This window comes from Bacteroidota bacterium (assembly GCA_016718825.1).
Taxonomy (GTDB): domain Bacteria; phylum Bacteroidota; class Bacteroidia; order J057; family JADKCL01; genus JADKCL01.
Window position 1 is genome coordinate 206056 of sequence record JADKCL010000006.1, and the last position, 15145, is coordinate 221200.

At 48.9% G+C, this 15145-nt stretch carries 11 protein-coding genes; 8 read left to right on the forward strand and 3 right to left on the reverse strand.

The features are described from left to right. Positions 1-11: 11 nt before the first annotated feature. The 3 genes from IPN95_09145 (at position 12) to IPN95_09155 (ending at position 4723) form a co-directional block, all read left to right on the forward strand. Positions 12-2816, forward strand: coding sequence for a carboxypeptidase-like regulatory domain-containing protein (locus IPN95_09145; GenBank protein ID MBK9449567.1), 2805 nt, complete (start codon positions 12-14; stop codon positions 2814-2816). A gap of 339 nt (positions 2817-3155) precedes the next feature. Further along, on the forward strand, positions 3156-3803 hold the full coding sequence (locus IPN95_09150; GenBank protein MBK9449568.1) for a hypothetical protein: 648 nt from the start codon (positions 3156-3158) through the stop codon (positions 3801-3803). 419 nt (positions 3804-4222) lie between these two features. Then, positions 4223-4723 carry a hypothetical protein gene (locus IPN95_09155; protein ID MBK9449569.1) on the forward strand — a complete coding sequence of 167 codons (501 nt, stop codon included), beginning with the start codon at positions 4223-4225 and terminating at the stop codon, positions 4721-4723. Between the two features lie 66 nt (positions 4724-4789). Here IPN95_09155 and IPN95_09160 read toward each other — a convergent pair whose 3' ends face one another. Further along, positions 4790-5254, reverse strand: a complete 465-nt coding sequence (locus IPN95_09160) for a DUF4268 domain-containing protein (protein ID MBK9449570.1) — start codon at positions 5252-5254, stop codon at positions 4790-4792. Between the two features lie 167 nt (positions 5255-5421). Here IPN95_09160 and IPN95_09165 point away from each other — a divergent pair, with 167 nt between their 5' ends. The 4 genes from IPN95_09165 (at position 5422) to IPN95_09180 (ending at position 11035) form a co-directional block, all read left to right on the forward strand. Further along, positions 5422-6690 (forward strand): acetyl-CoA hydrolase/transferase family protein, encoded by a 1269-nt coding sequence (locus IPN95_09165; protein ID MBK9449571.1) that lies wholly within the window; start codon positions 5422-5424, stop codon positions 6688-6690. 405 nt (positions 6691-7095) lie between these two features. Then, positions 7096-8085, forward strand: coding sequence for an RHS repeat protein (locus IPN95_09170; GenBank protein ID MBK9449572.1), 990 nt, complete (start codon positions 7096-7098; stop codon positions 8083-8085). Between the two features lie 242 nt (positions 8086-8327). Further along, a complete protein-coding gene (locus IPN95_09175) occupies positions 8328-8711 on the forward strand; it encodes a gliding motility-associated C-terminal domain-containing protein (protein ID MBK9449573.1) in 384 nt (127 codons plus the stop codon). 158 nt (positions 8712-8869) lie between these two features. Beyond that, positions 8870-11035: a S9 family peptidase gene (locus tag IPN95_09180; GenBank protein ID MBK9449574.1), complete on the forward strand. Its 2166-nt coding sequence runs from the start codon at positions 8870-8872 to the stop codon at positions 11033-11035. A 77-nt stretch (positions 11036-11112) separates the two neighbouring features. Here IPN95_09180 and IPN95_09185 read toward each other — a convergent pair whose 3' ends face one another. Continuing rightward, positions 11113-11484 (reverse strand): acylphosphatase, encoded by a 372-nt coding sequence (locus IPN95_09185; GenBank protein ID MBK9449575.1) that lies wholly within the window; start codon positions 11482-11484, stop codon positions 11113-11115. 207 nt (positions 11485-11691) lie between these two features. Here IPN95_09185 and IPN95_09190 point away from each other — a divergent pair, with 207 nt between their 5' ends. Beyond that, a complete protein-coding gene (locus IPN95_09190) occupies positions 11692-14346 on the forward strand; it encodes an AsmA family protein (GenBank protein ID MBK9449576.1) in 2655 nt (884 codons plus the stop codon). Here the strand turns inward: IPN95_09190 and IPN95_09195 are convergent. Further along, positions 14320-15084, reverse strand: coding sequence for a DUF2071 domain-containing protein (locus tag IPN95_09195; protein MBK9449577.1), 765 nt, complete (start codon positions 15082-15084; stop codon positions 14320-14322). The genes IPN95_09190 and IPN95_09195 overlap by 27 nt on opposite strands. Positions 15085-15145 lie beyond the last annotated feature (61 nt).

Genomic DNA, 15145 nt, shown 5'->3' on the forward strand with positions numbered 1-15145 from the left:
ACTACTGATACATGAAGCGTATTGCTTTGTTTTGCCTATTTGTCGTTGCTGCAGTCGTAGGTCAGGCGCAGTTTGTCGAGCTCAAAACCGTGACCTTCAAGGGTCGGATCCTCGACAGTGAGACGAACGAAGCCTTGGTAGGGGCACAAGTGCAGGTAAAGGCCAAATCGGCGGGTGCCATGTCGGATGAATCCGGAAATTATTCACTTGCAGTGACCTTTCAGGGGGACGAGGCGGTGGATATAGAGGTGAGCTACCTGGGTTATTCGCCGCAAATCACCAAAGTGACAGCCAAATCGGCAACCCAATTGTCATTCAGTTTGCGCAGCACCGCCGTTTTGGGGGCAGAAGTGGTGATTACGGGTTCGCGCGTCGCCGAAAACATTTTGCAGTCGCCCGTCACCATTCAAAAAATGGGCATTAGCGAAATTCAAGGTGCAGCTTCCGGGGATTTTTACCAGAGCATCGGGAATTTGGCTGGGGTGGACATCACCACTTCGAGTATTGGCTTCAAGACCGTGAATACCCGCGGTTTCAATACGACTTCACCGGTGCGCTCGGTGCAATTCATTGACGGGATGGACAATCAGGCGCCCGGTTTGAATTTCCCGGTCGGCAACTTGGTGGGCGCCAATGATCTCGACCTCCAAAGTGTCGAATTGATTTCCGGAGCCGCATCTGCCTTGTATGGCCCGAATGCGTTTCAAGGGGTCATCAGCATGACCACCAAGGATCCCTATCTCTATCAAGGACTGAGTTTGCAGCTAAAAGGCGGATCCTTGGATCGCGACATGTTTGATGGCCAATTTCGCTATGCCCATGCCTTTGGCGCCAAACAACGTTTCGCCATCAAGGTAACAGGTTCGGGTTCAAAAGCAGGAGAATGGTGGGCGACCGATTCGGTGGCTAATCTCTATGGCGACATCAGCACGACGCAAAATCTCAGCTCGATCGTGCAACAACAACAGTATGATCAGAGCTTGAGCCAGGAAGACCGCGATAAATGGATTGCCCTCAACAACTACCTGGATTTCAACCCTGTTGCCTATCCGGGGAATGTCGATATCACCGCCCCCGGCTACCGCGAAATTGACCTCACCAAACGTTTTTCGCATAGCATCAAGTTTGGGGCCGGCTTGCATTACAAGCTTAAAGACAGCCTTGAGTTAAGCTACGATTACAAATTTGGTCGCGGAACGGCGATTTACCAGGGCACCAACCGGTATGGCATCAACAACATTCTCTTTCAGCAGCATCGTCTGGAATTGAAAGGCAAGAATGGTTTTGTACGCGCCTACACGACCTTGGAAAATGCGGGTGATAGCTATGACATCGTGTTTACCGCGATCAATATCTCAAAGGCGGGCGTGGGAAACTACGTTTCCGAGTATCTGAAGCAGTACTTCGGAACGTTGGATACCCTGACGAATGGATTTGATGCAGATGCAGATCCTTGGATGGTCGACAGCGCCAAAGCAGCAGCCTTGACTGCGGCATCTGACGCTTGGTATCAGCCGGGTTCCACCACGTTTGACAGTCTGTTTAACACGATCACAACCAATCCGGACCTCAAGGAAGGTTCGAAATTTGTGGACCGTTCCTCTTTGCAACATGTTGAAGGTCAATACAATTTTAACCTGAAGCCATTGGATCTGATGATGGGCGGAAACGTGCGGCGGTATGATCCCAATTCTTTCGGTACCATTTTCAGGGACACCCTGATCAACGTCGGTGACACCCTGCCCAATGGTCAAAATGACCCTGATGCAAAGTATGCAGACATTTCGCAATGGGAAGTGGGAGCCTATGTGCAGGCATCCAAGCGTTTGCTCGATGACCGTCTGAAAATCTCCGGCTCCTTGCGTTTTGATAAGAATCAAAATTTCAAGCCGCAGGTATCGCCGAGATTGTCGGCTGTTTATTCGTTTCGGACACACAATTTCCGTGTCGCAGCACAAAGCGCATTCCGCAGCCCGACGTTGCAAAATCAGTACATTTTGCTCGATTTGGGTCCGATCACGCTCTCCGGAAACCTCGATGGATGGGAAAATCTCTATACCTTGGCCTCCGTGGAGGACTTTCAAGATCATTATGATTCGACCTTTGAAATTGATCCGACGCGTTTGCAGACCATCACCTTGGCACCGCTCAAACAAGAGCAAATCAAGTCCTTGGAAGTCGGATACCGCACCATCTTGGGCGAACGGCTTTTCATCGACCTTTCAGGCTATTACAGCATCTACAGCAACTTCATTGGCGATGTCAGGGTCGTGAACCCGCTGAATGGCGCCGTGGCAGGGGAGGAGAGCGGGGAAAATGCCTTACTCACCAATTCAGGCAGCAACCAAACCTACCAAGTCTATCAGATCCCCACGAATGCAAGTGAGAATGTCACAAGCTATGGTGGCACATTGGCGATGTCGTTTTATTTCGGAAAGGGTATTTCTGCAACCGCGAACTATACGCTTTCGATTTTGGACACGACCGGTTTGACCGACCCGATTATCCCTGGATTCAACACGCCAAAGCATAAATTCAATGTCGGTGTCACTGGCCGGAATGTTTGGAAAGGCTTGGGATTTGGCGCCAATTTCAAATGGGTCGACAATTTCTATTGGGAAAGCAGCTTTGGTGATGGGCCCGTTCCGAGCTATTCCATGATGGATGCTCAAATCAGCTATGATGTAAAATCTTGGAAATCAGTATTCAGGCTTGGTGCTTCCAATTTGCTGGGGAATTACCACATCGAAGCTTATGGTTCACCAACCATTGGCCGTATCGCCTATTTGAGCTGGACCTTGGACCTGAAAAAGTAGGCACCAACAAAAGATCTTCATTTCTCATCCTGCCCTTTCGTCCGGAAAGCGGGCCCGTTTATCCAAAATTTGACCCGTTCATCCAAATTGGGCTTGCCCTGAGCCGCAAACGGGAAAACGGAGTTAATCGGTATGAAATCGGCGTTGAAGCGAACGCGACGATGGCTAAATTGCCTCTGGATGATCGTTTCCGCTTGCATTTCCGCCATGCGCTCCTGCCCGTTGGGTAAGTGAAACGACCACTTCGTCCTTCCAGGTGTACCGTTCGTTCATTCTTGCTGCGCGAGGAAATTTGACAATTTACATTTGTCGCATACTCAATTGCCAAGTAGAACGACGATGTGTAAATCAACAAAAGCTGAAACGGCGCAAAAGGCAGAAGTGATTCCAGGCCAATCAACAGTGGATCAGAATCAATCCATGCCTGCTCCGCTCACAGATTTAGAAACGTTTATTCGGGATGCCAATTTTGCTCCCGGCGTCTTTGGCAAATACAAGCCGGGCCTGGTGATACAAGAAACGGGATTCATCGATGTCTCCGAATTCGAAAGTGGGCCGCTTGCGCATTCGCGTTACCATGTGATTACCAACATGGCCAATGAGTTTCGGGAGAGTTTTGTTGCCTATGGTGCTTGGACGATGCCGCGTGGATGCTTTTTCAAGATTTTGGACGTGCTCTTGGAAGGGCAGTATGCGCTCATCACTTTGCTGCAAATTCCCGCCGATCAGGTCGCATTCTACGCAATGAACCAACACAGCCAAGAAGCCGAAATCGTCGAGACTTCTCGCAGCCGCTTTCGGATGGACCTTGCAAAGGACCCCAATCCAGCCTTGGATGATGAGTATTGGCTTCGCAGAACGGCATTCCCAATCGGCATCGCGGATGACGGTACCTATTTCTTTCAGTTTGACTATGGGCATCAACCGAAAAAGGATCCACTCTATACCCGCAAAGGTTGGTTCCGAAGATGGTTGAAAAAGTCCTGACCGATTGATTCTGAACGATTCCAACTAAATCGTGGCGGCGGATACGAAAATGACAGTTGCCAAATAGCTTGGATTTGGAACGTTTGACAAAGATATTTTTTACAAAACCCCTTGCATTTGACTCACGATCTGCTAACTTTCGAATTGAATCAGTCTATCGCCAAGTCCAGTATTTTCAGTAACGGTTTCCACAAGGAAATTCGGTTTTGCCTTAAGAGGTGCGTATGCACTTTGGGGAGGCGATCTCGAGTGCCAAGTGAGGATTGCCGTTCCTGAAAACCATCTGCGCTTGGCATTTTTGTTTGAAAACGGTTGGGTGGTGCGCCACCTTTGGAAGTGTTGCCTTGAGAAAGCACCTTCATTTGAAAGAGGAAAGCAGTTTTTGTGTGGAAAGTAATCTCCAGGATAGGATAATGAAGATGAAGTTGAAACTGCTATTGATTTTGATGTTTTTGGGCATTGTTTTGGGCGGTCACGCTCAAAACGGCAATTGCCCTGAGATTGTGGTAAGTATCAAAAAGGGTACGATCAACAAACTCAAGCCCAATGCCACCATGGACAAGATTCAGGAGGCACTTCCATGCTTTACCGGCGTGACCAAGGAAGAAGAAGGTTATAATTGTGGAGGAGGGGTGTTCTTCATTAACCATGATTTTTATGCCTACACAGGCCGGGACTACTGGGAAATCAGAAAGGATTTCAAGGGTGCTTGGGACAACCGTTTGCTGAATTTGAAACCTGCTGATCTGGAATTCCGTTACGGCGATCCTGTGCGCGAGGAAAAAATTCCAGGATACAAAGTCCAGTTTTTCAAGCAAAAATATGGATGTCTCCGTGTTCAGTTCTCTGTGCAATCTGGTCGTTCTGAGGAGATTGGTATCCACTATGTTCCTGCAGAAAAGGTCGAACTTTGCTATTAAGTGCTGTAGGATCGCTTCCTAATGGCTGAGGATTCAGGCTTCTTGAGGATGGTCAATTGCATGTGGTCATTCGGCAAGGTCCTTGAAAACATCGCCGCAATCTGCCCAAATGCTATCGAGGGGGAGGATTCCGCTTTCCAAAAATTGAAACATCGACGACCAATCTGCACGGTTGTAGAGGCTGAGTCCCTGCTGCATTCTGGAAATGCGGCTGATCGGGCGTCCGTCCGGGAGGAATTCTTCTCGAACCCATGTCCATTCCGCATTCGATTCTATTTCCAGGTAGCTACGGAGTTCCAGCCATTGTTCATAAAAAAGGCCCCGAATTCCTTCGTCTGAATGCTCAACCGTAATGGATACCCGCACAAATTTCGGTTCAGCATCCAATCGGAAAAATATGCCCTTCACGCCGGTGTTGTAATTGACCCATTTCTTGTTGGCGTCTGCCACAGGCAAATGTTGTCGCATGTACACGCCAAACGCGGTCCAAAAGTCGATACGGAGTTGCTTGGCCTCTTCCTTGGAAAACATGGTGCAAGATATGGAAATCGTGAAGCACCGCGCAGTGCGCCGCTGAGAATAGTCGGGTCGCTTTCTCGCCAAGCAACAGGCATGAAAAGGAATGCGGGTATCAAAAACTGATTTTAGTCAGTCGCGCAAGTGCGCTGTCGGTGTATTTTTGCGCAAAATAGAATTCGATGACCTTTTTGACACCCATTCAAGCATTGCAGTGCGTCCAATCCGGGGACCGCGTCTTCATTCATAGCGCGGCTGCTGCTCCTCAAATATTGATTGATGCCTTGGTACAACGTGCGCCAGACCTGCGAAATGTAGAGATCGTGCACCTGCACCATGAAGCCACGGCGCCTTACGCCGCTCCCGAATACAAAGATAGTTTCAGGGTCTCGTCACTGTTTATCGGCCCCAACGTGAGAAAGGCCACCAACGACAGCCGCGCTGACAATATTGACTACATTCCCGTATTTCTCAGCGAAGTACCATTGCTTTTCAGGCGTGGGTTGCTCAAAATCGATGTGGCCTTGATTCAGGTTTCTCCGCCGGATAGCCATGGATTCTGCAGCTTGGGCGTTTCAGTCGATGCAAGTTTGGCAGCCGTGGAAACGGCACGCGATGTTGTCGCCGTCATCAATCCCAGTATGCCAAGGAGCCATGGCGACGGCATTGTACATGTGAGCAAACTCAAATTTTTGGTCGAGGACAATTCGCCGATTTTTGAAAGCGAGGTTCCTGTGCCTGATGCAATACAAATGGCAATCGGTGGACATGTGGCAAGTTTGATCGAAGACGGCGCCACCCTGCAAATGGGGATCGGTGCCATTCCGAATGCAGTTTTGGCAGCACTTGGGAATCACAAAGACCTCGGAATCCACACGGAAATGTTCAGTGACGGCGTGGTAGACCTCGTCGAAAAGGGCATTATCACAGGAAAATACAAAAAACGCCACCACGGGATGATTGTTTCCGGGTTTGTGATGGGTTCTCGGAGGGTGTATGACTTTATCGATGACAACCCGCAAGTGCGCATGTTGGACATCGCTTATGTAAATGATACGGCGGTGATCCGAAAGCAGCATAAAATGACCGCCGTCAACAGTGCGATCGAAGTCGATATGACGGGACAGGTCTGCGCCGACAGCATAGGAAGGTTCCTCTACAGTGGAGTTGGCGGTCAAATGGACTTCATCCGAGGCGCTTCATTGGCAGAAGGCGGAAAGCCAATTATTGCCCTGCCATCGCTTACAAGCAAAGGCGAAAGCCGGATCGTGCCTTACCTGAAGTCCGGTGCAGGCGTTGTGACGACCCGTGCACACGTACATTACATCGTGACCGAATACGGAATAGCAAATCTATACGGGAAATCAATCCGGCAACGTGCAGCAGCATTGCTTGAGATCGCCCATCCTGATCATCGGGAGCGGTTGGCTGCTGAATATTTTGGAGGTTAAACCCCGCCCACCCCCCCCCCCCCCCACCCCCCCCTGCCGGCGCGCCCCCCGCGGTTCCAGGGGGCGGCCGGGACCCTCGCCGGGGTAGGCGTAGAAGCAAATTATCCATCACCACAAAATACCATCGCTCTTCCTTGGTGTCCCAGAGGGTTCGAACCTGTTTTGACTCAAAACGTTGATCTCGTTCATGGTTTAAAACAGATAAAAATCAGAGAAAAGCCATTGAAATCAGCAAGAATCTTTTTGGGGAATGCCTTTTGATTGGAAATGTGGTGATTTTAAGTTCGGTTGCCCTTTGTAGCGATACTGAAAGGGGGGGGGACAATTTGTCCCCCCCCCTTTCAACAGATCCTTTCCTGAAAGCGAGCAATTGTGATTTACCGCGAACTTCTATAAACTCGCCCTATGAAACATTTTGGTAAGCTGGCATTTTGGTCGATGATTGTTTTCGCTGCCGGATGCACCTCTGAAGGCAGCCGTGAAGCTGAAAGTAAGGGCACTGCGGCTGATAGCTTGAAGCAGCAGGTTGCTCCGCTTCAAGGCAATATGAAGCGGGAATTTACCATGATCATGGGGGATTCCAGTACTGCCCAAAGCGATTGGCAACTGTCAGCAGACTATACTTACGATGACGCCGGGCATGAAATTGCCGTAGTTGTTTACGGCGCAAATCCTCAACGCATAACTACACAATACGATGCCGGGGGATATGAAACTTTAAAGGTAGAAGACATGGGCGGAGCGGCTCAGACCATGGAATACCGTTCAGTTTGGAACGACAATCACACCCAGCAAACGACGGAATTGTTTTCCGCCGCCGATTCACGGGTGGTGCTAAAGGTGATTAACAAATTTGATACAAATGGAACTTTGATCGCTTCGGAAGAGGAAGACCGCAGGTTTGTGGAGGCAATAACACAGGTCAAGATGCGGATGGAACTCGATTCGAAAGGAAGGGTGATCAGACAATTTGAGTCTTTTGATGGGAAGGAACTCTTGGGAGTCAAGTACAGCTACAATGACAGCGGCAACCCAACCAAGATCGAGCGAATGGACAATGAGGGCAATCCTTCGCAAATTGAATACTTTGAATACAACCCGGATGGCAAAAAGACTGCGATTTATTTGCAGGATTTTAGTGCCTATTTTAAGACCAAGCAGTTGAAAGCCAAGTTTGAATATGACAAACTTGGACGTCTGACAAAGCAGGTGCAATACAAGGGGCTCTGTGACGAGGCGGGTTTTGCGGCCGGGAAATGCATGGTGAATGAAACAGTTGTCTACACTTATGATGCCCAAGGTCGCGTCTTAACTGAGGAGCATGCGCGGCAAGGTCCTGACCTTCCGGCAAAAAAAATGCGATTTGAGTACAGCGGCAAGGTTCCCGTGAAGTAATCTGCATTCGGCCCTGAATCTGGGGATTGAGTTGGGGCGCCTTCGATGTCAAACTGGTGATTCTACGCTGGGAAAAAGGGCTTTGGGAATGGGGAAATCAATACGGATGAATCCATTCGAATGACATTTGAAGCACAAAAACTAACCGTTGGGTGCCCAAAACCTGCAATTCGCGAAAAAAGGATTGATTCTTGCCAACATGTGCGTATATTGCTAACAGGTAATTTGGAGTTTTGAAATCTATGAAGAGGATTCTATCCTTTCTCGCATTGTTGCTCTTGCTTTCTGTGGGTGTCCTGCACGCGCAGAACAGTGAAAATTATTCTGGTGCCCTACCCAAGGGTGAAGACGAAAGCGGGGTTTTTATCCCGAACGCCTTCACACCCAATGGCGACGGTGTCAATGATGTTTTTTATATCCCTGACGCCAACTTCACAAGATTTGAATTTCAAGTCTTTGACCGTTGGGGAAACAGGGTTTATTTTTCAGACTCCCCCTCTTTTCGCTGGACCGGCGAATCGGCAGGCAAACAAGTCGCTTCAGGCATCTATGTCTTTGTACTCAGCGCTTCCAATGCCAAGAAGGCCGATATCAGGCGTTCAGGCAACATCACTATTGTCCGCTAAGGAAACTTTCAGAATACATTTCAGACGGGAAATGCTTTCAAAAGAGAGCATTTTCTGTTTTTGCAGAATGGCAACAATTCACCCCGCTGACAAGGCATTAGTTCAAAGGAATATGCTTAATTTTCCAGCCATTTCAATTCTGGAAAATACGCATTCACATGAAAAAAAGACACTTCCTGCCGATTGTTGCTGCTTTGTTGCTTGTAGCCTGCAACAAGCCTGATGGACAGTCGCAAAACTCTGATCAATCTCACGATTCCATGCCCCTGATTCCCGTTACCTACCCTCAAACCGCAAAAGTCGATGTTGAAGAGGATTTCTTTGGCACCAAAGTCAAAGATCCATTCCGTTGGCTCGAGGTCGAGGATTCTGCTGCGACAAAAGATTGGGTCGCTGAGCAAAACAAAGTAACCTTTGGTTGGCTGGAAAAGGTGCCATTCCGCAACAAAATCAAGGAGCGCCTCGAGAAAGTCTGGAATTACCCAAAATATTCCGCCCCGTTCAAGGAAGGCAATCACTATTTCTTCTACAAAAACGACGGACTTCAGAATCAAGCCATTCTCTACATTCAAGATGGTTTGGATGGCGAACCCCGGGTTTTCTTGGATCCCAACAAGTTGTCAGCCGACGGCACGGCCTCCCTTTCTACATTTAGCGTTTCCGCTGATGGCAAGCGTGCCGTTTATGGCGTATCGGAAGGCGGCTCTGACTGGAACGAATTTTTTGTCATGGACGTGGACAAAGGCGAAAAAGTCGCCGATCACTTGAAATGGATCAAATTCTCGGGCGCAGCCTGGCAAGGGGATGGCTTTTTTTACAGCAGATTTGCCGAACCCAAAGCCAACAAACAGCTTTCCTCTGAAAACGAAAATCAGCAGGTCTATTTCCACAAGCTCGGCACAGATCAAAGCAAGGATCAGTTGATTTATCAAGATCCAGCCCATCCGAAACGTGGTGTTTATGCTGGGACTACGGAGGATGAACGCTTCCTTTTGTTGTTTTTGAGCGAAGGTGCCACCAATGACAATGCACTGAAAGTCAAAGATCTGTCCAAGCTAGGATCCAAATTCATTGACATCGTCACGACATTTGACAACAGTTACAATGTGATTGACAACGTCGGCGACCAGCTGCTTGTGATGACCAACGAAGGCGCCCCCAAGCAACGCTTGGTCAAAATCGACGTCAATAAGCCTGCAAAGGAAAACTGGACGGTCGTTATTCCTGAAAAGGAAGAAGTCATGACGGGTGTTTCGCTTGTCGGCGGGAAAATTTTTGCAAGCTACTTGAAGGATGCAAGCAGCAAAATCTACGTTTATTCCGTCGACGGCAAGTCCCTTGGCGAAGTGACGCTGCCCGGCATCGGCACTGCGAGCGATATTCAAGGTAAAAAGGATGATAAAACGGCATTCTACACCTTTACTTCCTTTACCTATCCCACGACGATCTTCAAATACGACGTCGAAACCAACAAATCCGAACAATACCGGAAGTCGGAAGTCGATTTTGATCCCACGAAGTATGAGACCAATCAGGTCTTCTACAATAGCAAGGACGGCACCAAGGTGCCGATGTTCATCGTCCACAAAAAGGGCTTGAAAATGGACGGCAACAATCCGACGTTGCTCTATGCCTACGGCGGATTTAACATCAACATTTTGCCTGCGTTCAGCACCTCCAACATTGTATTGCTTGAAAATGGCGGCATCTATGCGGTAGCCAACCTGCGTGGTGGCGGCGAATACGGCGAATCCTGGCACCAAGGTGGCATGCTCCTGAAGAAGCAAAATGTATTTGACGACTTCATCGGCGCCGCCGAATACCTGATCGCCAACAAATACACAAGCTCCGAGAAGCTGGGTATCATGGGCCGCTCCAATGGCGGATTGCTCGTCGGCGCGGTCATGTGCCAACGTCCCGACCTTTTTAAAGTCGCCTACCCAGGTGTCGGCGTCATGGACATGCTGCGCTACCACAAATTCACCATCGGCCACGCATGGGCCGTCGAATATGGCCGCAGTGACTCTGCCGCGCATTTCGCCAACCTCTATGGTTATTCGCCGCTTCACAACCTCAAAGACGGCACCGCATACCCCGCAACGATGGTCACCACCGCAGACCACGACGACCGCGTCGTACCGGCACACAGCTACAAGTTCATTGCACGTCTGCAGGAGGCGCACAAGGGCAAATTGCCCGTCTTGATTCGGATCGATACGATGGCAGGTCACGGTGCCGGAAAGCCGACCAGTAAAATTATTGAAGAGGCCGCCGACATTTGGGCCTTCCTCTTCTACAATACCAATTCGCCAGTGATCTATTGATCAGAAAATCAGGGAATTAAAATGAAAAAGCCAGGCAATTTGTCTGGCTTTTTCTATTCTTCTGAGACGAGAATCACTCAACGCACGATTTCAAATCCTTTGAGGTTCCCGGTATATTTTTCCTTTTTGACTTCTGCTTTTTTGACCTCGAATTCCGAGCAGATTTTGCCCAGCAGCAAATTCAGATCATCCTCATTTCCTTCGGCGACCATCTCTACCCGCTCATCTTCAAGGTTTTTGACCCAGCCTTTGAGGCCCAATTCGACGGCGTAATCGTGCACCGATTGCCGGAATCCAACGCCTTGCACCTTGCCGGTAAAAAAAACATGGATTCGTTGTGTGACCATATAAGGGGAGGTTTCGACCGCACTTGCCGCGAATTCATTGCCCGATGCATCCCCTACAATGGGAGTCAGCGAAAACAGCAAAATCAGATAGAGCCAATGCATAGGTAGGACAAAAATAGAAAAAAACGCGAGAACAGAAGCCTGGATTTGATCCGGGAAAAAGGCTCACATTCATTTTTGACTTGCCGGTATGTCCAGAATAGTAAACGCGACTTGTGTATATCGCAGAATTTAATCGCCTTAACTGTCCAAATTTGCCGTTTGGCCGTATAGTAGCCTGAAAAGCGAGAGATGTTGGCAAAGCGGATATTGAAACGACTGAAGAAGATTCTCCTTTGGACCTTTGGAATACTCTTTGGGCTCATCACGTTGTTGGTGGTTTTGGGTTATGTATTTGAAGACAAAATCCACCTGATGGCCATCCGCGAGCTGGAAAAGGTGATTAATGCCGACATCGAAGTCTCCGAAACCGACGTTTCCTTTTTGCGCAGTTGGCCGCAGGTGCGTGTGAGCTTGAAGGATGTAACACTCAATCCGCGCGGGGTCAAAACTCCGGAGAATGTCATGGCGGTAAAGTCTGCCGAGTTCAAAATCGGATTCTGGAGCATTTTTACGGATAATTTCAAGGTGCATGGTGTGCGACTACGTGAACCGGATGTGCGGTTGATCCGTGACAAAAAAGGCGACTGGAACTATGGGGAAATGTTTCAGCCACCGTCCGACACCAATGATACACCCACAGAGGGGCCTGATCCCGTCTTCGAATTGTACAATGTGCGGATTGATGACGGGCGTTTTAAGTATGCAGATTTAGGCGATGGTTCGGAAGTCCAGATTGATTCGATTCAGCTTGGAATGAAAGGCGACTTCAGTGCTGACCGGTCAGACATTGAGACGAGATTTGCAGTGCATCTCGCAGATTGGAAGTCAGGCCGGGCCAATTGGGCACACAATAAACATGTGGCCGCCCACATTCTGGCCGATGTCAAATTTGGAAAGAATGAAAGTTACAAGTTGAAAACCGCTAACATCGACATCGCTGCGCTGAAACTTGCCATTGAAGGCCAAATTGGCCGCGACGGCAACGTATTTGACTTGGATTTGAAATTCGCGAGCAGCAAAAACAGCTTTGAGAGCTTTCTTTCCCTGCTTCCGGGCGGTTTGCTTGACACGGGCCGCGAATATGAATACAGCGGCGAGTTTGTCACCAAAGGCTGGTTAAAAGGTAAGGCAGGCCCCGGTCAAGGTCCTGATGTTCATGCTGATTACGGCGTCTCCAATGGCGCATTTCACTACGTTGGCTACGAATCACGTCTCACCGGCGTCAACATGCTCGGTGAATTCCACCTGGAACAAAATGATCAGAGTGCCTCCCACTTTGATATCAAGAAGTTCAATGCTACGCTCCACGACAAGGCAGTGAAGGGCAAGCTCACCTATGCCAATTTCAAGGATCCGCGCCTCGCAGTTGCACTTCAGGGAGAGTTGTCTCTCAGGGATGTGCGTGACTTTTATCCGGCATTCGCAGACAGTACCGAAATGTCAGGCAATGTGCAGATAGACGCCCAGGTCGAAGGCCGAATCGCAGATTTTAAAGGAAGGAACCATGCTGCGATCAAAGCATTTGGAGGCATGCGCTTCACAGCATTGCGTATTGATGACCCACGCCTCACGATGCCCGTCGAAAATCTGACGGGCAACATCCTCCTCGACAATTATCGCATCGAAGTGGGCAGCCTTACCGGAAAAGTAGGGCATTCCGATTTTAACATCAAAGGAACTGTAACAGAATACCTGCCTTGGTTTTTTGACGAGAATGCCACGATCAAAGGTGTCGCCGAAATGCGTTGCGCCAACATGGATCTCGACGAATGGTTTGTCGAAGATGCAGCTCCCGCGGTTGCTGCAAAGGTTGAAGAAGCAAATTCGACAGAAACTTTTGTCTTCAAGCTGCCCAAAGGAGTTGATTTCGAGTTGATCATGCAAATTGGAAATTTCAAATTTGCCAAGTTTGAAGCTTCCGCGATGAATGGCAGTTGCCGGTTGTTTGATCAGCAATTGCAGTTGAACAATCTGCAAATGAACACCTTGGCTGGATCGAGTGAGGTCTCGGGCTATATCAAGGTGCTGGATGAAGCGCATTGTCAAGTGCAATTGGATGGGATTGTCAAGAACATTGATATCAACAAAACCTTCCGCACGTTTGAGCAATTGGCAGCATTTGCCTTGGTCAAGGAAAACCTTTTCGGCATTTTCTCGGGTGACATTCACATCTCAGGCAAGGTTGACAACGAACTCACACTTGATCCAAGCAGTTTGGTGTCATTGGGTATGATCAACATTCGGGACTGTAAATTGGTCGATTTTGAGCCATTGGAGGGCTTGGTAGGCTTTGTGAAGATGGAAGATCTCCAGCACATCGAGTTTTCGGAGATCAACACCGAGTTCCGGATCGGAGAAGAGCATTTTTACATTCCCAAGATGAGCGTCAAGGCCAATCGCTACAGCATGGTGATTTTGGGCAAACACGGATTTGACAATAGTCTTGACTACAAAGTTTATGTGGAATTGCCCCGAAAAGACGCGAAACCCTCCAAAAACAAGGAGGTACAGGACTTGATTGAAGAAAATCAGGCGGATCCCATCAAAATTGTGATTCCAGTTCACATCACGGGCACCGTCGATCATCCCAAGTATCGCCTGGAAGGGGAATATGTGGCTGCCAAGCTTGATGAGCAAATCAAAAAGCAAGGCGATGAACTCAAGGAGGGCTGGAAGAAGGAGATGGAGGAAACTTGGGGCGTGCAAGACACCAACGAAGTCGATGACTTGATCGACGTGCAACGTGATCCTGCCGACACCCTGAACAAGGCAGGTGCAAGAGAAGTCCTGGACAAGTTGAAAAAGCCGTTGGACAAGATCAAAAAGCCGTTCAAATCAATCGGCGACCGCTTTGGCAAGTAGCGCATCCTGTTCTGCACCGCGTGTTTCGAGCCAATTTTCCAAGCTCAATGGATGGTAAACTTTGATCGCAGATCCGACTGCAAAGAGGGGGAACTGTGGTTCAAGCCCATTCAGAAAGGCCCATTCCTCCCCATAGACCTTTGCAAAGTCAAAATGCAGCTTCACATCCAATAATTCGCGTGTTTCCCAAACAGGGTGCGAAACCTCGTAACACAACGTCTCGCCATTTTTGTTGATTCCGAAGCCAAGGTCATGCTCCTTGAAAAAGTGCGCTGCTGTATCTGATCCGGGAATTTGAGTTTCGGCTGATGCGACCGTGTCAATGGTATGTTCCTGTGAATCTACCCAAAGGCTGTGGTGGCTTTTCAATTTGCCATCTCCATCGGTTTCATGCCCACTTTCCATGGGCTGCGATTCGTAGGGCTCGTTGTAGAAGCGCTTGGCTACGAAGGCAATACAATGTTTGGGAACCAATTCCTTGACAAAAACCACGCCGCGATGCCGGCCCGCCCGCACATAATAACGCAGGTTGATTTCAGGGAAATCGACGTGAAAGGGAATTTTCATTCCTTTGACCCGTGTATTGATAAAGTCGAATGCAACAAGGCTCAAGTGGGCATGACCTTCGTAAAGATCCAATTCGACGCCTTTCGGGAGGAGTGGTTCGAGCTTTTCGGCCGGAACGCGGTAGGTGAGGTTGATCAAATTGTGCCATTCGGCGGAAAGGAAGACCTTCATGGGAGCAAAGTTTCTTAGAAAGTGAGAATTTACGGCAGTCAGTTGCCGAAATCAATGCACT

Coding starts and splice junctions, on each gene's coding strand:
- IPN95_09145 (MBK9449567.1), top strand. CDS start 12: ATGAAGCGTATTGCTTTGTTTTGCCTATTTGTCGTTGCTGCAGTCGTA.
- IPN95_09195 (MBK9449577.1), bottom strand. CDS start 15,084: ATGAAGGTCTTCCTTTCCGCCGAATGGCACAATTTGATCAACCTCACC.
- IPN95_09155 (MBK9449569.1), top strand. CDS start 4,223: ATGAAGTTGAAACTGCTATTGATTTTGATGTTTTTGGGCATTGTTTTG.
- IPN95_09160 (MBK9449570.1), bottom strand. CDS start 5,254: ATGTTTTCCAAGGAAGAGGCCAAGCAACTCCGTATCGACTTTTGGACC.
- IPN95_09180 (MBK9449574.1), top strand. CDS start 8,870: ATGAAAAAAAGACACTTCCTGCCGATTGTTGCTGCTTTGTTGCTTGTA.
- IPN95_09150 (MBK9449568.1), top strand. CDS start 3,156: ATGTGTAAATCAACAAAAGCTGAAACGGCGCAAAAGGCAGAAGTGATT.
- IPN95_09185 (MBK9449575.1), bottom strand. CDS start 11,484: ATGCATTGGCTCTATCTGATTTTGCTGTTTTCGCTGACTCCCATTGTA.
- IPN95_09170 (MBK9449572.1), top strand. CDS start 7,096: ATGAAACATTTTGGTAAGCTGGCATTTTGGTCGATGATTGTTTTCGCT.
- IPN95_09165 (MBK9449571.1), top strand. CDS start 5,422: ATGACCTTTTTGACACCCATTCAAGCATTGCAGTGCGTCCAATCCGGG.
- IPN95_09175 (MBK9449573.1), top strand. CDS start 8,328: ATGAAGAGGATTCTATCCTTTCTCGCATTGTTGCTCTTGCTTTCTGTG.